Origin of the sequence: Escherichia sp. TC-EC600-tetX4 (assembly GCF_019356055.1) — a bacterium.
Lineage (GTDB): Bacteria > Pseudomonadota > Gammaproteobacteria > Enterobacterales > Enterobacteriaceae.
On sequence record NZ_CP079924.1, the window covers coordinates 3,272,839 to 3,293,239 of the forward strand.

The 20,401-nt window shown below is 52.1% G+C and carries 15 protein-coding genes; 10 read left to right on the forward strand and 5 right to left on the reverse strand.

The features are described 5' to 3' along the window. Positions 1-45: 45 nt before the first annotated feature. The 4 genes from KXD89_RS15905 to ybdG all read left to right on the forward strand — a co-directional run bounded on the left by KXD89_RS15905 (position 46) and on the right by ybdG (position 2,829). On the forward strand, positions 46-294 hold the full coding sequence (locus tag KXD89_RS15905) for a DUF1158 domain-containing protein (RefSeq protein ID WP_000682509.1): 249 nt from the start codon (positions 46-48) through the stop codon (positions 292-294). Positions 295-358: 64 nt separating this feature from the next. Further along, positions 359-727: an MmcQ/YjbR family DNA-binding protein gene (locus tag KXD89_RS15910; protein ID WP_000360951.1), complete on the forward strand. Its 369-nt coding sequence runs from the start codon at positions 359-361 to the stop codon at positions 725-727. Between the two features lie 93 nt (positions 728-820). Beyond that, positions 821-1,474 (forward strand): oxygen-insensitive NAD(P)H nitroreductase, encoded by a 654-nt coding sequence (gene nfsB / locus KXD89_RS15915; protein WP_000351487.1) that lies wholly within the window; start codon positions 821-823, stop codon positions 1,472-1,474. Between the two features lie 107 nt (positions 1,475-1,581). Continuing rightward, on the forward strand, positions 1,582-2,829 hold the full coding sequence (gene ybdG / locus KXD89_RS15920; RefSeq protein WP_001153148.1) for a mechanosensitive ion channel YbdG: 1,248 nt from the start codon (positions 1,582-1,584) through the stop codon (positions 2,827-2,829). A gap of 80 nt (positions 2,830-2,909) precedes the next feature. Here ybdG and pheP read toward each other — a convergent pair whose 3' ends face one another. From pheP to cusC, 5 genes are all read right to left on the reverse strand, one after another. Next, positions 2,910-4,286: a phenylalanine transporter gene (gene pheP, locus KXD89_RS15925; protein ID WP_001698081.1), complete on the reverse strand. Its 1,377-nt coding sequence runs from the start codon at positions 4,284-4,286 to the stop codon at positions 2,910-2,912. Positions 4,287-4,387: 101 nt separating this feature from the next. Then, positions 4,388-7,531, reverse strand: coding sequence for a Cu(+)/Ag(+) efflux RND transporter permease subunit CusA (gene cusA / locus KXD89_RS15930; RefSeq protein WP_000573945.1), 3,144 nt, complete (start codon positions 7,529-7,531; stop codon positions 4,388-4,390). An 11-nt stretch (positions 7,532-7,542) separates the two neighbouring features. Further along, positions 7,543-8,766 carry a Cu(+)/Ag(+) efflux RND transporter periplasmic adaptor subunit CusB gene (gene cusB / locus KXD89_RS15935; RefSeq protein ID WP_000717157.1) on the reverse strand — a complete coding sequence of 408 codons (1,224 nt, stop codon included), beginning with the start codon at positions 8,764-8,766 and terminating at the stop codon, positions 7,543-7,545. A gap of 15 nt (positions 8,767-8,781) precedes the next feature. After that, the gene (gene cusF / locus KXD89_RS15940) at positions 8,782-9,114 is read right to left on the reverse strand and encodes a Cu(+)/Ag(+) efflux RND transporter periplasmic metallochaperone CusF (RefSeq protein WP_000709870.1); all 333 of its coding nucleotides are present in this window, start codon (positions 9,112-9,114) and stop codon (positions 8,782-8,784) included. Between the two features lie 157 nt (positions 9,115-9,271). Beyond that, on the reverse strand, positions 9,272-10,645 hold the full coding sequence (gene cusC, locus KXD89_RS15945; protein ID WP_000074234.1) for a Cu(+)/Ag(+) efflux RND transporter outer membrane channel CusC: 1,374 nt from the start codon (positions 10,643-10,645) through the stop codon (positions 9,272-9,274). 156 nt (positions 10,646-10,801) lie between these two features. Here cusC and cusR point away from each other — a divergent pair, with 156 nt between their 5' ends. The 6 genes from cusR to envY all read left to right on the forward strand — a co-directional run bounded on the left by cusR (position 10,802) and on the right by envY (position 20,098). Then, a complete protein-coding gene (gene cusR / locus KXD89_RS15950; protein WP_000770953.1) occupies positions 10,802-11,485 on the forward strand; it encodes a copper response regulator transcription factor CusR in 684 nt (227 codons plus the stop codon). Continuing rightward, positions 11,475-12,917, forward strand: coding sequence for a Cu(+)/Ag(+) sensor histidine kinase CusS (cusS, locus tag KXD89_RS15955; protein WP_000253839.1), 1,443 nt, complete (start codon positions 11,475-11,477; stop codon positions 12,915-12,917). Before cusR ends, cusS begins: the two co-directional genes overlap by 11 nt. Positions 12,918-13,066: 149 nt before the next feature. Then, the gene (nrfB, locus tag KXD89_RS15960) at positions 13,067-15,304 is read left to right on the forward strand and encodes a cyclic di-3',5'-guanylate-activated glycosyltransferase NrfB (protein WP_000383932.1); all 2,238 of its coding nucleotides are present in this window, start codon (positions 13,067-13,069) and stop codon (positions 15,302-15,304) included. Then, complete coding sequence (gene nfrA / locus KXD89_RS15965; protein WP_000662357.1) at positions 15,291-18,263, forward strand: bacteriophage adsorption protein NfrA; 2,973 nt, start codon at positions 15,291-15,293, stop codon at positions 18,261-18,263. Before nrfB ends, nfrA begins: the two co-directional genes overlap by 14 nt. After that, on the forward strand, positions 18,264-19,154 hold the full coding sequence (locus KXD89_RS15970; protein WP_001224604.1) for a DUF4434 family protein: 891 nt from the start codon (positions 18,264-18,266) through the stop codon (positions 19,152-19,154). 182 nt (positions 19,155-19,336) lie between these two features. Beyond that, on the forward strand, positions 19,337-20,098 hold the full coding sequence (gene envY, locus KXD89_RS15975; RefSeq protein ID WP_001177471.1) for a DNA-binding transcriptional regulator EnvY: 762 nt from the start codon (positions 19,337-19,339) through the stop codon (positions 20,096-20,098). Positions 20,099-20,401: the final 303 nt, after the last annotated feature.

Below are 20,401 nucleotides of genomic sequence, written 5' to 3' on the forward strand. Positions count from 1 at the left end.
AGAATATCCCTGACAATGGTGTTTTAACTTACATTTAACAATGTTATGAAACACCCTTTAGAAACCTTGACCACCGCAGCAGGCATTTTGCTGATGGCTTTCCTCTCTTGCCTGCTGCTGCCCGCCCCCGCACTGGGGCTGGCGCTGGCACAAAAACTGGTGACCATGTTCCATCTGATGGATCTTAGTCAGCTTTACACTTTATTGTTTTGTCTGTGGTTTTTAGTGCTGGGCGCTATTGAGTATTTTGTTCTGCGCTTTATCTGGCGACGCTGGTTCTCGCTGGCGGATTAAACGTCGATTATCGCCGTACTTCGCGGCATACTTTGCTTATTCTCCTTCGCCTAAAGGAACGTTTATGGATAAGCAATCACTGCACGAAACGGCGAAACGCCTGGCCCTTGAGTTACCCTTTGTCGAGCTTTGCTGGCCTTTTGGCCCGGAGTTCGATGTTTTTAAAATTGGCGGCAAGATTTTTATGCTGTCGTCGGAGCTACGCGGCGTCCCCTTTATCAATCTGAAGTCCGATCCACAAAAATCCCTGTTAAATCAGCAAATATACCCAAGCATTAAGCCAGGGTATCACATGAATAAAAAGCACTGGATTTCAGTGTATCCCGGCGAAGAAATCTCCGAAGCGTTACTTCGCGATCTGATCAACGATTCGTGGAATCTGGTGGTTGATGGTCTGGCTAAACGCGATCAAAAAAGAGTGCGTCCAGGCTAAAGCGGAAATCTATAGCGCATTTTTCTCGCTTACCATTTCTCGTTGAACCTTGTAATCTGCTGGCACGCAAAATTACTTTCACATGGAGTCTTTATGGATATCATTTCTGTCGCCTTAAAGCGTCATTCCACTAAGGCATTTGATGCCAGCAAAAAACTTACCCCGGAACAGGCCGAGCAGATCAAAACGCTACTGCAATACAGCCCATCCAGCACCAACTCCCAGCCGTGGCATTTTATTGTTGCCAGCACGGAAGAAGGTAAAGCGCGTGTTGCCAAATCCGCTGCCGGTAATTACGTGTTCAACGAGCGTAAAATGCTTGATGCCTCGCACGTCGTGGTGTTCTGTGCAAAAACCGCGATGGACGATGTCTGGCTGAAGCTGGTTGTTGACCAGGAAGATGCCGATGGCCGCTTTGCCACGCCGGAAGCGAAAGCCGCGAACGATAAAGGTCGCAAGTTCTTCGCTGATATGCACCGTAAAGATCTGCATGATGATGCAGAGTGGATGGCAAAACAGGTTTATCTCAACGTCGGTAACTTCCTGCTCGGCGTGGCGGCTCTGGGTCTGGACGCGGTACCCATCGAAGGTTTTGACGCCGCCATCCTCGATGCAGAATTTGGTCTGAAAGAGAAAGGCTACACCAGTCTGGTGGTTGTTCCGGTAGGTCATCACAGCGTTGAAGATTTTAACGCTACGCTGCCGAAATCTCGTCTGCCGCAAAACATCACCTTAACCGAAGTGTAATTCTCTCTTGCCGGGCATCTGCCCGGCTATTTCCTCTCAGATTCTCCTGATTTGCATAACCCTGTTTCAGCCGTCATCATAGGCTGCTGTTGTATAAAGGAGACGTTATGCAGGATTTAATATCCCAGGTTGAAGATTTAGCGGGTATTGAGATCGATCACACCACCTCGATGGTGATGATTTTCGGTATTATTTTTCTGACCGCCGTCGTGGTGCATATTATTTTGCATTGGGTGGTACTGCGGACCTTCGAAAAACGTGCCATCGCCAGTTCACGGCTTTGGTTGCAAATCATTACCCAGAATAAACTCTTCCACCGTTTAGCTTTTACCCTGCAGGGGATTATCGTCAATATTCAGGCGGTATTCTGGCTGCAAAAAGGCACCGAAGCGGCAGATATTCTGACTACCTGCGCGCAGTTGTGGATCATGATGTATGCGCTGCTTTCAGTCTTCTCGTTGCTGGATGTTATTTTGAATCTGGCGCAGAAATTCCCGGCAGCATCTCAGTTACCGCTGAAAGGGATATTTCAGGGGATTAAACTGATCGGCGCGATTCTGGTCGGCATTTTGATGATCTCGCTGCTGATTGGTCAGTCGCCAGCGATTCTGATCAGCGGTCTTGGTGCAATGGCTGCCGTGCTGATGTTGGTATTTAAAGATCCGATTCTTGGTCTGGTGGCAGGTATTCAGCTTTCCGCGAACGATATGCTGAAACTGGGCGACTGGCTGGAGATGCCGAAATACGGCGCGGATGGCGCGGTGATCGATATTGGGTTAACCACCGTCAAAGTGCGTAACTGGGACAATACCATTACCACTATTCCCACCTGGTCTCTGGTTTCTGACTCCTTTAAAAACTGGAGCGGGATGTCAGCATCTGGCGGGCGACGTATTAAGCGCAGTATCAGTATTGATGTCACCAGTATTCGTTTTCTTGATGAAGACGAAATGCAACGTCTGAATAAAGCGCATTTGTTAAAGCCTTATTTAACCAGCCGCCATCAGGAAATTAATGAGTGGAATCGCCAGCAAGGTTCTACGGAGTCGGTATTAAATCTGCGCCGAATGACCAATATTGGAACCTTTCGTGCCTATCTGAACGAATATCTGCGTAACCATCCGCGGATTCGTAAAGATATGACCTTAATGGTACGCCAACTGGCTCCAGGTGATAACGGTTTACCGCTCGAGATCTACGCGTTTACTAACACCGTGGTGTGGCTGGAATATGAAAGCATTCAGGCTGATATATTCGATCACATATTTGCGATTGTCGAAGAGTTTGGTCTGCGACTTCATCAGTCGCCAACCGGCAATGATATTCGCTCTCTGGCGGGTGCATTTAAGCAGTAATTAAAAAAACCGCTCTCATCGAATGGATGAGAGCGGTTTCGGATGGTTGACATCGTTTTGTCGGATGTAGCGTGAATGCCTTATTTCCGACGCAGCGTTTTAAATGCCATAAACAGGAATACAATCCACACCGGCAGCAGGATCGCTGACAAGCGCATATCATCCATCGTGCACATCAGCAGCAAAATCATGCCGAGGAAGGCAATGCAGAGATAGTTGCCGAACGGATAGAGCAGCGCCTTAAACTGTGTTTCACGCCCCTGACGTCGCATCGCTGCACGAAAACGCAGATGCGCCAGACAGATCATAATCCAGTTCAACAGCAGCGTTGCTACCACCAGCGCCATCAGCAGACCAAACGCTTTTTGCGGCAGCAGATAGTTGATTAACACCACCAGCGAAGTGATCGCTCCGGAAAGCATCAGCGAGTTAATCGGCACACCGCGACGGCTGACGCGAGTCAAAAACTTCGGCGCATTACCCTGCACAGAAAGGCCAAACAGCATGCGGCTGTTAGAGTAAACCCCGCTGTTATACACTGACAGCGATGCTACCAGAATGACGAAGTTCAGCGCAGAAGTTACCACGTTGCTGTCGAGATTATGGAAAATCATCACAAACGGGCTACTGTTGGATTTCACTTCCACCCACGGATAGAGCGCCAGTAAAACCACCAGTGAACCGATGTAAAACAGCAGGATGCGATACACCACCTGATTTACCGCTTTTGGAATGCTTTTTTCCGGATCGCGCGCTTCAGCGGCAGTAATCCCAATCAGCTCCAGACCGCCGAAGGAGAACATAATTACCGCCAGCGACAAAATCAGCCCATTCCAGCCGGTGGCGAAGAAACCACCGTAGCGCCAGAGGTTGTCGATACTGGCTTTCTCGCCGCCGTGACCAGAAAACAGCAGCCACAGGCCAAAGCCGATCATACCGATGATTGCCAGCACTTTAATCAACGCAAACCAGAACTCGGTTTCGCCATATAAGCGCACGTTCACCAGGTTAACGGCGTTGATGATAATAAAGAAGGCGGCAGCCCAAATCCACGTTGGAACATCCGGGAACCAGTACTGCATATAGATGCCCGCAGCGGTCAGCTCTGCCATTCCCACCAGCACGAACATTACCCAGTAGTTCCAGCCAGAGAGGAAGCCCGCAAACGGTCCCCAGTATTTATAGGCAAAGTGGGCAAATGAACCGGATACCGGCTCCTCAACCACCATTTCGCCAAGCTGGCGCATAATCAGGAAAGCGATGATCCCGGCGACGCCGTAGCCCAGCAATACAGCCGGACCCGCCATCTGAATCGCCGGGCCAATGCCAAGAAACAGACCAGTACCAATTGCGCCACCCAACGCAATCAGTTGAATATGACGGTTATGTAATCCGCGATGAAGCGTCGGCTCTTGATTCGACGCAGTATCTTCCGATACGGTTGACGCGTTTTTCACGCCTTTCCCCTGTGTGTCTTTTTTGTTGAGGGGCACCTTTTAACATTTAGTGCCCATCGTCGCAAGACACAATCCACACGGTTAAACGGGGTATCCTGCTTTTATTTCCGTACCCGATGTCGGTGCAGCCACATCAGCTTATACGCCGCCGGGATAATAAACAGCGACAGCAAAGGTGCGGTGATCATGCCGCCAATCATCGGCGCGGCAATCCGGCTCATCACCTCTGAACCAGCCCCCGTTCCCCACAGAATCGGCAGCAGACCGGCGATAATCACCGCCACCGTCATCGCTTTCGGGCGCACGCGCAGGACCGCGCCGTGATATAACGCCTCATCCAGCTTCTGCTCGCTGAATGTTTGTGGATTATTCAACGACGGCACGGCCTCTATGGCGTGACGTAAATACATCAGCATCACCACGCCAAATTCGGCGGCGACCCCGGCGAGGGCGATAAAGCCAGTGCCCGTCGCCACGGAAAGATGAAAGCCCATCCACCACAGCAACCAGATGCCGCCCACCAGCGCAAACGGTACGCTGCTGATAATCAGCAACGCTTCGCCCACCCGACGGAACGCCAGATACAACAGCACGAAGATAATCATCAACGTCATCGGCACCATGAGTTTAAGCTTATGGTTGGCGCGCTCCAGTAGCTCGAACTGCCCGGAGAATGCCACGCTGGTGCCCGGTTTTAACTGCACTTTTTCAGCTATCGCTTTTTGCAAATCGTGAACCACCGACACCATGTCACGATCGCGGGCATCGATATAAATCCAGCTCGTCGGGCGCGCATTCTCGGTTTTCAGCATCGACGGTCCGGTAGAGACTTTAATGTCGGCCACGTCTGCCAGGGTGATTTGCTGCTTCATCGGCGTCAGGATCGGCAGCTGGCGCAGTGCCTGCGGACTATCGCGCCAGCTTTGCGGATAACGCAGATTAATTGGATAACGGGCAATCCCTTCCACCGTTTCGCCAACCATCGCCCCGCCCACCGCAGAAGTCACAAACAACTGCACATCCGCCACCGTCATACCGTAACGTGCGGCTTTTTCACGGTTAATCTCAACGTTGATATAGCGCCCACCTTCCAGCCGCTCGGCAAGCGCAGAAGCTACGCCTGGCACCGTTCGCGCTACTTCTTCAATTTGCTCAGCCATCGCGTCGATATCCGCCAGCACAGTGCCGGAAACTTTAATGCCGATGGGGCTTTTAATGCCGGTTGAGAGCATATCGATACGGTTACGAATTGGCGGCACCCACAGATTCGCCAGCCCCGGCAGCCGCACGGTGTTATCCAGTTCCTCAATGATTTTGTCCATCGTCATGCCTGGCCGCCACTGCTCCTGCGGCTTAAGCTGGATGGTCGTTTCTACCATCTCCAGCGGAGCAGAATCGGTGGCGGTTTCCGCTTTCCCGGTTTTGCCAAATACCCGCGCCACTTCAGGTACGCTCATAATTAGCTTGTCGGTTTTTTGCAGCATACTCGCCGCCTCTGCTGCGGAAATCCCCGGCAGCGTCGATGGCATATACAACAAGTCGCCTTCATTGATCTGCGGTAAAAATTCCCCGCCAACTTTATTGAGCGGCCAGAGAACCGTCAGCACCGAAAGCGCCGCCACCAGCAGCGTGGTTTTCGGCCAGTGCAGTACTTTCAGCAACAGCGGATGATAAACACGAATCAAAAAGCGATTGAGCGGGTTACTGCTTTCCGGCGGAATTTTGCCACGGATCCAGTAGCCCATCAGGATCGGGATCACTACGATCGCCAGCAGCGCCGCACCCGCCATCGCATACGTTTTGGTGAACGCCAACGGGCCAAACAGACGCCCTTCCTGCCCTTCCAGGGTGAAGATCGGGATAAACGACAACGTGATAATCAGCAGACTGATAAATAGCGCCGGCCCCACTTCAACAGACGCATCGGTGATCACCTGCCAGCGCGTTTTATTATCCAGCGTGGCGTCAGGATGCTGGTGCTGCCACTCTTCCAGCCGTTTATGCGCATTCTCGATCATGACGATAGCAGCATCGACCATCGCCCCGACGGCAATCGCAATGCCACCCAACGACATAATATTGGCATTCAGTCCCTGGAAGTGCATGACAATAAAAGCAATACACAACCCCAGCGGCAACGAAATAATCGCCACCAGCGCCGAGCGCACATGCCAGAGAAACAGCGCACAGACTACCGCCACCACAATAAACTCTTCCAGCAACTTGCCGCTGAGGTTGTCGATGGCGCGGTCAATGAGCTGGCTGCGATCGTATGTTGTAACTATCTCCACGCCTTCCGGCAGACTACTTTTCAGCGTTTCCAGTTTGTCCTTCACGGCGGCGATCACTTCTCGGGCGTTTTTGCCGGATCGCAGGATCACCACCCCGCCCGCCACTTCGCCTTCGCCGTTTAGTTCGGCAATGCCCCGGCGCATCTCCGGGCCAATCTGGACCTTCGCAACATCGCGCAGATAAACGGGCACGCCATTTTCACTGGCTTTTAAAACGATGTGATTAAAGTCGTCGAGCGTTTGCAGATAGCCGCTGGCGCGCACCATATATTCCGCTTCCGCCAGTTCGATCGACGAACCGCCCGCTTCCTGGTTTGAAGCATCCAGCGCGCTTTTTACTTCGGCGAGACTGATGCCATACTGCGCCAGGCGCTGGGGATCGATAACCACCTGATACTCTTTCACCACACCGCCCACCGACGCCACTTCCGCAACGTCAGGGATGGTTTTCAGCTCATATTTGAGAAACCAGTCCTGTAATGAGCGTAAATCGGCCAGATCGTGCTTACCGCTGCGATCCACCAGTGCATATTCATAGATCCAGCCAACACCCGTGGCATCTGGCCCCAGCTCGGCGCTGACTCCCGCAGGCAGCTTACCCTGTACCTGGTTGAGGTACTCCAGCACCCGCGAACGCGCCCAGTACGGATCGGTGCCATCTTCGAAAATGACATACACATAAGAGTCGCCAAACTGTGAGAAACCGCGCACAGTCTTCGCGCCAGGCACCGACAACATGGTGGTGGTTAGCGGATAAGTCACCTGATTTTCAACGATTTGTGGTGCCTGACCGGGATAGCTGGTTTTAATAATAACCTGCACATCGGAGAGATCCGGCAGCGCATCCACTGGCGTATTAATGATGGTCCAGGTGCCCCAGATGCTCAGAAACAACGCGCCCATCAGCACCAAAAAACGGTTCGCCACCGAGCGACGAATAATCCATTCAATCATTGGTTATTCCCTCAATGCGCATGGGTAGCACTTTCAGAGCGCATCCGCTCCAGTGCGCCAGAAATATTGGCTTCGGAATCAATCAGGAACAGGCCGCTGGAAACCACCTTTTCACCTTCCGCCAGACCAGAGCGTAATGCGGTGACGCCTTGCGATGCCTGGAAAACAGCAACGCGTTTCGGTACAAAGCGCCCGTCGGCATCAACGGTAATCACCCGCTGTTCGCTGCCGGTATCAATCAGCGCTTGTGACGGAATGAGCAGCATCGGTTCGCTGGCGGTGTTGAGTTGCAACCAGGCGTTCATGCCCGGTTTTAGCGCCTCGTCGGCGTTGTCGACTTCCAGACGCAGCTGCAGCGTGCGGGTCGCGGCATCCACGCCAGGTAGCAGCGTCCATTTGCGGATGGTGAGTGTTTTATCCGGTCGCGCCGGAACGGTGAGGGTAAACTGCGAGGCATCTTTCACCAGCCAGGCGATAGACTCCGGGATCGCAGCAGTGACCCACACCGGGTCCATACCCTGAATTTTCGCTACCACGTTATCTTTGGCGATATTCATTCCCGCGCGCAGATCAAACGCGGTGATCACGCCATCAATGGGCGCTTTGAGCGTAAAGCGAGTCTGGATTTTTTGCGTGGCGATCAGGCGGCGAATATCCGCCTCCGGCATTCCCGCCAGTCGCAGCCGCTCAAGAATGCCTTCAGTCTGGGTCGCCGTACCGCCGGTTTCGCGCAGCAGTAAATACTCACTCTGCGCTTCCACCCAGTCAGGAATGGTCAGGTCGAGAAGCGGTGTGCCCTTTTGTACTTTATCGCCCACGGTAAGCGGATACACCTTGTCGATAAACCCGGCAGCGCGAGCCTGCACAATGGCATACTGATACTCGTTGTAACTGACATTCGCCGGGAAACTCTGGGCAAAAGTCAGCGGTCCGCGCGTGACGGTAGCCGTTTTCACCCCCAGATTCTGCGTCTGAGTCGGGTCAATGCGCACACCAGACGCAGAACTCTCTTCATCGGCATATTTCGGCACCAGATCCATATCCATAAACGGCGATTTACCTGGTTTATCGAACCGCGTATTGGGATACATTGGGTCGTACCAGAATAAGATTTTACGTTCTGCGGTCGACGTTTTTTCTGCAGGCGGTTCCGCCTTTGCAACCCAGGTAAAACCTGCCGCAGAAATAATACCGCCCGCGATCATGCTGCCGATAATAAGCGCGATTTTTTTCATCTCATTAAACCTGGGTTACTGGCTGACTTTAATATCCTGTAATAAAGAAAGGTTGCCCTGCTGGACAAAATTAAACGCCACTTTGTCGCCGGTTTTAATTTCACTCATTTTCGTCTGCGGGGTGATGGTAAAGCGCATGGTCATCTCCGGCCAGTTCACGGCAGCAATCGGATCGTGATGGATGGTGATTTTTTTGCTTTCCAGATCGATACCCTTTACCACGCCAGTGGCGCTAATAACCTGTGGTTGTGCTTCGCTCATGGTTTCATGATGATGTTCGTTAGCCTGGGCATTAAAGCCAATAACGGTAAACAGACTGAACATTGCGACTTGCAGTGCTTTTTTCATTTATTCTCTCCTGGAGTTAAAAGTCATACTCTAAATAATTCGAGTTGCAGGAAGGCGACAAGCGAGTGAATCCCCAGGAGCTTACATAAGTAAGTGACTGGGGTGAGCGAACGCAGACGCAGCACATGCAACTTGAAGTATGACGAGTATATTGCTGTCAACCGCCACCAAGTGCGGTATACAAAGAAATTTCGTTAACCTGACGGGCATAATTCAGATCAAGTAAAGTTTGTCGGGTTGCAAATAAAGAACGCTCGGCATCCAGCACTTCCAGATAACTTACTGCGCCGTGCTGATATAATGCCCGCGCCCGTTGCAAAGTAATTTGCAGCGATGCCAGATAACGCTGCTGGGCGCTAATTTGATCGTTCAGGCTTTGACGTAATGCCAGCGCATCTGCCACTTCTTTAAAGGCGTTCTGGATTTTCTGTTCATAATTCACCACCGACTGCTGCTGGCGAATTTCGGCGATATCCAGATTGGCCTGGTTGCGTCCGGCATTAAAAATGGGGATCTCAATTTTGGGTATAAAATTCCACATCCCGCTGCTGGCGTTAAATAATGACGATAGATCGCTACTGGCGGTCGATATTCCGCTGGTCAGGCTTATAGACGGAAAAAATGCCGCGCGTGCAGCGCCAATATTGGCATTAGCCGCCATTAACGCGTGTTCAGCTTCCATAATATCCGGGCGCTGCAATAAGATTTGCGACGACAATCCCGCCGGTAATTTAACGCTTTGCAGGCTGTCGCTGTTTACTGTCTGCGCTTGCGGCAGCTTGCCGTAGCTTCCCAGCAACAGTTGCAATGCATTATTCGCCTGCGCCAGTTCCCCCTGACGTTTAGCGATGTCGCTGCGGGTACTTTCTATCACCCCGCGAGCCTGTTCCAGCGCCAGAACATTACTGCTACCTGTCAACAGTTGTTTTTCGACAAACGCATATGACTGCTGATAATTACGCAGCGTTTCTTCGGCTATTTGCAATTGCGCATACGCCAGTTGCTGATTGAAATAGCTTTGCGCGACATTAGAAACCAGCAGAATATGCACCGCGCGCTGAGCTTCCTCAGTGGCTAAATAATTTTGTCGCTCGGCTTCGCTCATGTTCTTTAAGCGACCGAAAAAATCGAGGTCAAAGCTGGCGTTAAGGCCGGTCGAAAACTCCCGTGTCGTGGCGGTATTCCCTTTAAGATTACCGCTCCAGCTGCCGCTGCCCTCGCCATTGAGCTGTGGGTAGCGGTCGGCATCGGTCAGACGATATTGCGCCCGTGCCTCCTGCACTTTCAGCGTCGCCATGCGCAAATCCCGATTATTCACCAGCGCCTCGCTAATCAGCGTCTTCACCTGATTATCAACAAAAAAGGTGCGCCAGCCCGCGTTCTGATAGTTATCTGCTGCGTTAACCAGGCCGTTCTGGCTGAGTGAGAACTGCTGCGGCACGGGCATTGCCGGACGCTGATAATCCGGTGCCAGTGAACAACCGGTTAGCGCAAGGGCCACACAAAATGGCAGAAGTTTACAAGGAGACATAGGCTCATAATTTCTGGTGATTTTATGCCGCCAACTTTACTCGCCAGGCTCTGATTTTCCGGTGACAGAAAAATGACAAAATTGTCATTTTGCCAATAAGCGATTGCCATCTGATCCCGCTACTCTAGAATTGCCCGGGCAACATGCGGAGGAAATATGAAACTGTTGATTGTCGAAGATGAAAAGAAAACCGGAGAATACTTGACCAAAGGGTTAACCGAAGCCGGTTTTGTGGTCGATTTGGCCGACAACGGGCTGAATGGCTACCATCTGGCGATGACCGGTGATTATGATCTGATAATCCTCGATATTATGCTGCCGGACGTGAACGGCTGGGATATCGTGCGCATGTTACGCTCCGCCAATAAAGGGATGCCGATTCTGTTGCTTACCGCGCTTGGCACCATTGAACATCGCGTCAAGGGGCTGGAGTTGGGGGCAGATGACTACCTGGTGAAGCCATTCGCTTTTGCTGAACTGCTGGCGCGGGTGCGCACATTACTGCGGCGCGGGGCGGCGGTGATTATCGAAAGTCAGTTTCAGGTTGCCGATTTGATGGTCGATCTCGTCAGCCGCAAAGTCACCCGCAGCGGCACGCGCATCACTTTGACCAGTAAAGAGTTTACTCTGCTGGAGTTCTTCCTTCGCCATCAGGGCGAAGTGCTGCCCCGCTCGCTTATCGCCTCGCAGGTATGGGACATGAATTTTGACAGCGATACCAATGCTATTGATGTGGCGGTGAAGCGGCTGCGCGGCAAAATCGACAACGACTTTGAGCCGAAGCTAATTCAGACCGTGCGCGGCGTGGGTTACATGCTTGAGGTGCCGGATGGTCAGTAAGCCATTTCAGCGCCCGTTTTCGCTGGCAACCCGCCTGACCTTTTTTATCAGCCTGGCCACCATCGCGGCGTTTTTCGCCTTTGCATGGATCATGATCCACTCAGTAAAAGTTCATTTTGCCGAGCAGGATATTAATGATTTAAAAGAGATTAGCGCCACCCTTGAACGGGTACTAAATCACCCTGACGAAACGCAAGCCCGACGCTTAATGACGCTGGAAGATATCGTCAGTGGTTATTCCAATGTGTTGATTTCCCTGGCAGATAGTCAGGGTAAAACGGTGTATCACTCCCCCGGTGCGCCGGATATCCGCGAGTTTACGCGTGACGCCATACCCGATAAAGACGCTCAGGGTGGCGAGGTGTATCTCCTTTCCGGCCCGACGATGATGATGCCAGGCCACGGTCACGGGCATATGGAACACAGCAACTGGCGGATGATTAACTTGCCGGTTGGCCCGTTGGTGGACGGCAAACCGATTTATACGCTCTACATCGCGCTTTCGATCGATTTTCATCTTCATTACATAAATGATTTGATGAATAAACTTATTATGACCGCATCGGTAATCAGCATCCTGATCGTCTTTATCGTACTGTTGGCGGTACATAAAGGTCACGCGCCGATCCGCAGCGTCAGCCGTCAAATCCAGAATATTACCTCGAAAGATCTCGACGTTCGCCTCGACCCGCAGACCGTGCCCATTGAGCTGGAACAGCTGGTACTGTCGTTCAACCATATGATCGAGCGTATTGAGGATGTCTTTACCCGCCAGTCCAATTTCTCAGCGGATATCGCTCACGAAATTCGCACACCAATTACGAATCTCATAACGCAAACCGAAATCGCCCTCAGCCAGTCGCGCAGCCAGAAGGAGCTGGAAGATGTGCTCTACTCTAATCTCGAAGAGCTGACGCGAATGGCGAAAATGGTCAGCGATATGCTGTTTCTCGCTCAGGCCGATAACAACCAGCTAATCCCCGAAAAGAAAATGCTCAACCTGGCGGATGAAGTCGGCAAAGTGTTCGATTTTTTCGAGGCGTTAGCGGAAGATCGCGGCGTGGAGTTGCGGTTTGTTGGCGACAAGTGTCAGGTCGCGGGCGATCCGCTGATGCTGCGTCGGGCGCTAAGCAACCTGCTTTCGAACGCCCTGCGTTATACGCCAACCGGAGAGACAATTGTAGTGCGCTGTCAGACGGTCGATCACCTGGTGCAAGTTATCGTCGAAAACCCCGGTACGCCCATTGCGCCCGAGCACTTACCGCGATTGTTTGACCGTTTCTATCGCGTTGACCCCTCCCGCCAGCGAAAAGGTGAAGGTAGCGGTATTGGCCTGGCGATAGTGAAATCGATTGTTGTCGCGCATAAAGGCACGGTTGCGGTAACGTCGGATGCGCGGGGGACAAGGTTTGTTATCACATTACCCGCTTAATCCTTCAGCAAACGGCAACTTTTATAACCAGTGTAAAAATAACGTGCCGCAATAGTCATACCTATTAATGGTAAAAAGCTGTCACAATTCATAAAAAACCTTAATATACGCCACCCTAAACATAACCAGCGTTAATGTAAGGTTTTTGTGTGGACTGGCTTCTTGATGTTTTTGCTACCTGGCTCTACGGCTTAAAAGTAATCGCGATAACGTTAGCGGTCATCATGTTCATCAGCGGGCTGGACGATTTTTTTATTGATGTCGTCTACTGGGTACGCCGCATTAAACGCAAGTTGAGTGTTTATCGCCGCTACCCGCGAATGAGTTACCGCGAACTGTATAAACCAGATGAAAAACCGTTAGCGATTATGGTTCCGGCGTGGAATGAAACGGGCGTCATCGGCAATATGGCCGAGCTGGCGGCGACCACGCTCGACTACGAAAACTATCATATCTTTGTTGGCACCTACCCCAACGACCCCGATACTCAGCGTGATGTTGACGAAGTGTGCGCTCGCTTCCCGAATGTGCATAAGGTAGTCTGCGCGCGTCCTGGCCCCACCAGCAAAGCCGACTGTCTGAACAACGTGCTGGACGCCATCACCCAATTTGAGCGTAGCGCCAATTTCGCTTTTGCTGGTTTTATTCTGCATGACGCCGAAGATGTGATTTCACCGATGGAATTGCGTCTGTTCAACTATCTGGTCGAGCGTAAAGATCTGATTCAGATCCCGGTGTATCCGTTCGAACGCGAATGGACGCACTTCACCAGCATGACTTACATTGATGAGTTTTCAGAGCTGCATGGCAAAGATGTTCCGGTGCGTGAAGCCCTCGCCGGACAAGTGCCCAGCGCAGGCGTCGGCACCTGTTTCAGCCGCCGCGCCGTGACCGCACTGTTAGCTGACGGTGACGGTATTGCTTTCGACGTGCAGAGTCTTACTGAAGATTACGACATTGGCTTCCGCCTGAAAGAAAAAGGTATGACGGAAATTTTTGTCCGTTTTCCGGTGGTGGACGAAGCCAAAGAACGCGAGCAGCGTAAATTTTTACAGCACGCGCGGACATCAAACATGATCTGCGTGCGCGAATATTTCCCCGATACCTTTTCGACTGCGGTTCGACAAAAATCCCGCTGGATCATCGGCATTGTTTTCCAAGGCTTTAAAACCCATAAATGGACCTCCAGCCTGACGCTGAACTACTTTCTCTGGCGCGACCGCAAAGGGGCAATCAGTAACTTTGTCAGCTTCCTCGCGATGCTGGTGATGATCCAGCTTTTGCTGTTGCTGGCGTATGAAAGTTTGTGGCCCGATGCCTGGCATTTCCTTTCTATTTTCAGCGGCAGCGCATGGTTAATGACCCTGCTGTGGCTAAACTTTGGTTTGATGGTTAACCGCATCGTGCAGCGGGTGATTTTCGTTACTGGCTACTACGGCCTGACGCAGGGGCTGCTTTCCGTCCTGCGTCTTTTCTGGGGCAACCTGATTAACTTCATGGCCAACTGGCGCGCGCTAAAACAGGTACTTCAACACGGCGATCCACGTCGCGTGGCGTGGGATAAAACAACGCATGACTTCCCCAGCGTGACTGGCGATACCCGCTCGTTGCGCCCGTTAGGTCAAATTCTGCTGGAAAATCAGGTCATCACTGAAGAACAACTCGATACAGCACTGCGTAATCGCGTCGAAGGTCTACGCCTGGGCGGTTCAATGCTGATGCAGGGGCTGATTAGCGCCGAGCAGCTGGCACAGGCGCTGGCAGAGCAAAACGGCGTGGCGTGGGAATCCATCGATGCCTGGCAGATCCCTTCCTCGCTGATTGCCGAAATGCCGGCCTCCGTGGCGCTGCATTATGCGGTACTGCCGCTGCGTCTGGAAAATGACGAGTTAATTGTCGGCAGTGAAGATGGTATTGACCCGGTTTCGCTGGCGGCCCTGACGCGTAAAGTCGGACGCAAAGTGCGTTACGTCATTGTTCTGCGGGGACAAATTGTCACAGGGTTACGTCACTGGTATGCACGCCGACGCGGTCACGATCCGCGGGCAATGTTGTACAATGCGGTTCAGCATCAGTGGCTCACGGAACAGCAGGCCGGTGAAATCTGGCGGCAATATGTGCCGCATCAGTTCCTGTTCGCCGAAATACTGACCACGCTCGGTCATATTAATCGTTCAGCAATTAACGTGTTGTTATTGCGCCATGAACGCAGTTCTCTGCCGCTCGGCAAGTTTTTGGTCACCGAAGGCGTTATCAGCCAGGAAACGTTGGATCGCGTCCTGACAATTCAACGCGAATTACAAGTTTCGATGCAATCACTATTACTCAAAGCAGGTTTAAACACAGAACAGGTTGCGCAACTGGAGTCCGAAAATGAAGGAGAATAACCTTAATCGCGTCATCGGATGGTCTGGTTTACTGCTGACGTCTTTATTGAGTACCAGCGCACTCGCAGACAATATCGGCACCAGCGCAGAAGAGCTGGGGCTGAGCGATTATCGCCATTTTGTTATTTATCCCCGTCTCGATAAAGCGCTGAAGGCACAGAAAAATAACGACGAAGCAACCGCCATCCGCGAATTTGAATATATACACCAGCAGGTGCCGGATAATATTCCGCTGACTTTATACCTTGCGGAAGCCTATCGCCATTTTGGTCATGATGACCGGGCGCGGCTGTTGCTTGAGGATCAACTGAAACGTCACCCAGGAGATGCCCGACTTGAGCGCAGTCTGGCGGCTATTCCGGTTGAAGTGAAAAGCGTTACGACAGTTGAAGAACTGCTTGCCCAGCAAAAAGCGTGCGATGCTGCGCCGACCCTGCGTTGTCGCAGTGAAGTCGGGCAGAATGCCCTGCGGCTGGCACAGTTACCTGTCGCCAGAGCGCAACTGAACGATGCGACGTTTGCTGCATCGCCGGAAGGAAAAACGCTGCGAACCGATCTGCTGCAACGGGCAATCTACCTGAAACAATGGTCCCAGGCAGATACGCTATACAATGAAGCACGCCAGCAGAACACATTAAGCGCGGCAGAACGCCGTCAGTGGTTTGACGTGCTTCTTGCCGGGCAGCTGGACGATCGGATCCTGGCACTGCAATCACAGGGGATCTTCACCGATCCTCAGTCATATATTACTTACGCGACCGCGCTGGCTTATCGTGGCGAAAAAGCACGCCTCCAGCATTATCTCATTGAAAATAAGCCACTATTTACCACGGACGCACAAGAGAAAAGTTGGCTCTATCTGTTATCTAAATACAGCGCTAACCCCGTTCAGGCGTTGGCGAATTATACGGTACAGTTTGCCGACAACCGCCAGTATGTTGTTGGCGCGACGCTACCGGTGCTGTTAAAAGAAGGTCAGTACGACGCAGCGCAAAAACTGCTCGCCACCCTCCCCGCCAATGAAATGCTTGAGGAGCGTTATGCTGTCAGCGTGGCGACCCGTAACAAGGCTGAAGCTCTGCGTCTGGCACGATTGCTGTATCAGCAAGAACCGGCAAATCTTACCCGCCTGGATCAACTAACCTGGCAACTGATGCAGAACGAGCAGTCACGCGAAGCTGCCGATTTATTGCTGCAACGCTATCCTTTCCAGGGCGATGCGCGTGTCAGCCAGACTTTAATGGCGCGACTGGCGTCTCTGCTGGAAAGTCATCCTTACCTGGCAACGCCGGCGAAGGTGGCGATTTTATCGAAACCCTTACCGCTGGCGGAGCAACGTCAGTGGCAAAGTCAGTTGCCGGGTATTGCAGATAATTGCCCGGCAATAGTTCGCTTGCTGGGCGATATGTCGCCTTCCTACGATGCCGCCGCCTGGAACCGTCTGGCAAAGTGTTATCGGGACACGCTACCCGGTGTGGCGTTGTATGCATGGCTTCAGGCCGAACAACGACAACCGAGCGCCTGGCAACATCGTGCGGTAGCCTATCAGGCGTATCAGGTTGAGGACTACGCCACCGCACTGGCGGCCTGGCAGAAAATCAGTCTTCACGACATGAGCAATGAGGATCTGCTTGCTGCTGCCAATACCGCCCAGGCGGCAGGAAATGGTGCGGCTCGCGATCGCTGGCTACAACAGGCAGAAAAACGTGGACTGGGAAGCAATGCCCTCTACTGGTGGCTGCATGCGCAACGTTACATTCCTGGTCAGCCGGAACTCGCACTGAACGATCTCACGCGCTCAATCAATATTGCGCCTTCTGCCAACGCTTACGTTGCGCGGGCGACAATTTATCGCCAACGTCATAATGTCCCGGCCGCGGTGAGTGATTTGCGCGCCGCGCTGGAACTGGAACCGAATAATAGCAACACCCAGGCAGCGCTTGGTTACGCCTTGTGGGATAGCGGTGATATCGCACAGTCGCGGGAAATGCTCGAACCGGCGCATAAAGGGCTTCCGGACGATCCGGCACTGATCCGACAACTGGCCTACGTGAACCAGCGTCTGGATGACATGCCTGCGACGCAGCACTACGCCCGGCTGGTGATTGATGACATTGATAATCAGGCGCTGATAACCCCACTGACCCCAGAACAAAATCAACAACGCTTCAATTTCCGCCGTTTGCATGAGGAGGTCGGTCGCCGCTGGACGTTCAGTTTCGATTCTTCCATCGGCTTGCGTTCCGGCGCAATGAGTACCGCTAACAATAATGTCGGCGGCGCAGCGCCAGGGAAAAGCTATCGTAGCTACGGACAACTGGAAGCCGAGTACCGCATCGGACGCAATATGCTGCTGGAAGGCGACCTGCTCTCAGTTTATAGCCGCGTCTTTGCCGATACCGGAGAAAACGGGGTGATGATGCCGGTGAAAAATCCGATGTCCGGCACCGGTCTGCGCTGGAAGCCGCTGCGCGATCAGATCTTTTTCATCGCCGTCGAACAGCAGTTGCCGCTGAACGGCCAAAATGGCGCATCCGATACCATGCTGCGCGCCAGCGCCTCATTCTTTAATGGCGGCAAATACAGCGACGAATGGCACCCGAACGGTTCAGGCTGGTTTGCCCAAAACCTGTACCTCGATGCGGCGCAATATATCCGCCAGGATATTCAGGCGTGGACGGCAGATTATCGCGTCAGCTGGCATCAGAAGGTAGCTAACGGACAGACTATTGAGCCTTACGCTCACGTTCAGGACAACGGCTATCGTGATAAAGGCACTCAGGGCGCGCAGCTTGGCGGAGTCGGGGTCCGCTGGAATATCTGGACCGGCGAGACGCACTACGACGCCTGGCCGCACAAAGTCAGTCTCGGCGTCGAGTATCAACATACCTTTAAGGCGATTAATCAACGTAACGGAGAGCGCAACAACGCGTTTCTCACCATTGGAGTGCACTGGTAAATGCGTAAGTTCATTTTCGTATTGCTGACACTGCTTTTGGTCAGCCCTTTTTCCTTTGCGATGAAAGGTATTATCTGGCAACCACAAAACCGAGATAGTCAGGTTACCGATACCCAGTGGCAGGGGCTGATGAGTCAGTTACGTTTGCAAGGCTTCGATACCCTTGTTTTGCAATGGACCCGTTACGGCGATGCATTTACCCAGCCAGAACAGCGCACGTTATTGTTTAAGCGGGCCGCAGCTGCGCAACAGGCTGGTCTGAAGCTTATTGTCGGGCTGAACGCCGATCCGGAATTTTTTATGCACCAGAAACAGTCGTCCGCAGCGCTGGAAAGCTATCTTAATCGCCTGCTGGCTGCCGATCTCCAGCAAGCCAGATTATGGAGCGCCGCGCCTGGCATAACGCCGGATGGCTGGTACATCAGCGCGGAAATTGACGACCTGAACTGGCGCAGCGAAGCCGCCCGTCAGCCTTTGCTAACATGGTTAAACAACGCGCAGCGGCTGATTAGCGATGTTTCAGCAAAACCGGTTTATATCAGTAGTTTTTTCGCCGGAAACATGTCGCCCGATGGCTATCGCCAACTGCTGGAACACGTTAAAGCAACCGGCGTTAATGTCTGGGTACAGGATGGCAGCGGCGTGGATAAACTGACCGCTGAACAGCGTGAACGTTATTTACAGGCCAGCGCCGATTGCCAAAGTCCCGCCCCTGCCAGCGGCGTTGTTTATGAACTTTTTGTCGCCGGCAAAGGCAAAACCTTTACAGCGAAACCGAAACCGGACGCAGAAATTGCCTCGCTGTTAGCGAAACGTTCCTCTTGCGGTAAAGACACTCTCTATTTCTCTCTGCGCTATTTGCCCGTCGCGCACGGCATTCTCGAGTATTAAATCTCCTCCAGGTAAGTCGGGTACGACCTGGCTTACCTCTTTCGCTCTCATCAGAATTCCATCAAGATTAATTGCTAAAAAGCGTGCTAAAGAAAGAAGATCGTTATCGGCGAACGGGCCGATCACTCATGCAGGAAGCATAGATCCTTTGAGCGGAGTTTCTGATATCTGAGGAGTGCGAAATGCAATTGAGCAGCAGTGAACCTTGCGTGGTGATCCTGACCGAAAAAGAGGTAGAGGTAAGCGTCAATAACCATGCTACGTTTACCCTTCCGAAAAACTACCTGGCCGCCTTCGCGTGCAACAATAACGTCATTGAACTCTCAACGTTAAATCACGTATTAATCACCCACATCAACCGTAACATCATCAACGATTATCTGTTGTTTTTAAATAAGAACTTAACCTGTGTAAAGCCCTGGTCGCGGCTGGCAACCCCGGTTATCGCTTGTCATAGCCGTACACCGGAAGTGTTCCGGCTAGCCGCCAACCACAGCAAGCAGCAACCCAGCAGACCCTGCGAAGCGGAGTTGACGCGCGCATTGCTTTTTACCGTATTGTCTAACTTTCTTGAGCAATCGCGGTTTATTGCCCTACTGATGTATATCTTACGCAGCAGCGTCCGCGACAGCGTCTGCCGCATTATTCAAAGCGATATTCAGCATTACTGGAATCTGCGAATTGTCGCCAGTTCGCTATGTTTAAGCCCCAGCCTGCTCAAAAAGAAATTAAAAAACGAAAATACCAGCTATAGCCAGATTGTCACAGAGTGTCGTATGCGTTACGCCGTACAGATGTTATTGATGGATAACAAAAATATCACTCAGGTGGCGCAATTATGTGGCTATAGCAGCACGTCGTACTTTATCTCTGTTTTTAAGGCGTTTTACGGCCTGACACCGTTGAATTATCTCGCCAAACAGCGACAAAAAGTGATGTGGTGAAGGGCAAAGCGGAAACGGATAAGACGGGCATAAATGAGGAAGAAATGGCGCGCCCTGCAGGATTCGAACCTGCGGCCCACGACTTAGAAGTTCCTAGAACGACATTTTAAGTCAACAACTTACCGCGCCATCTCTGCGCTCACACGTCCCACTACCTCAAAACATGTAAAGCCTTGCAAGCCATTGCGAGGCCTTATGTGTCTCAGTTTTGTCCCTCTTTTTTGTACTAAAAAACATAGTAATTGAGGATAAACCTCATGCTATTTTCGCTTATATGCCTCTAAAGGCATGGCACTTAAATAG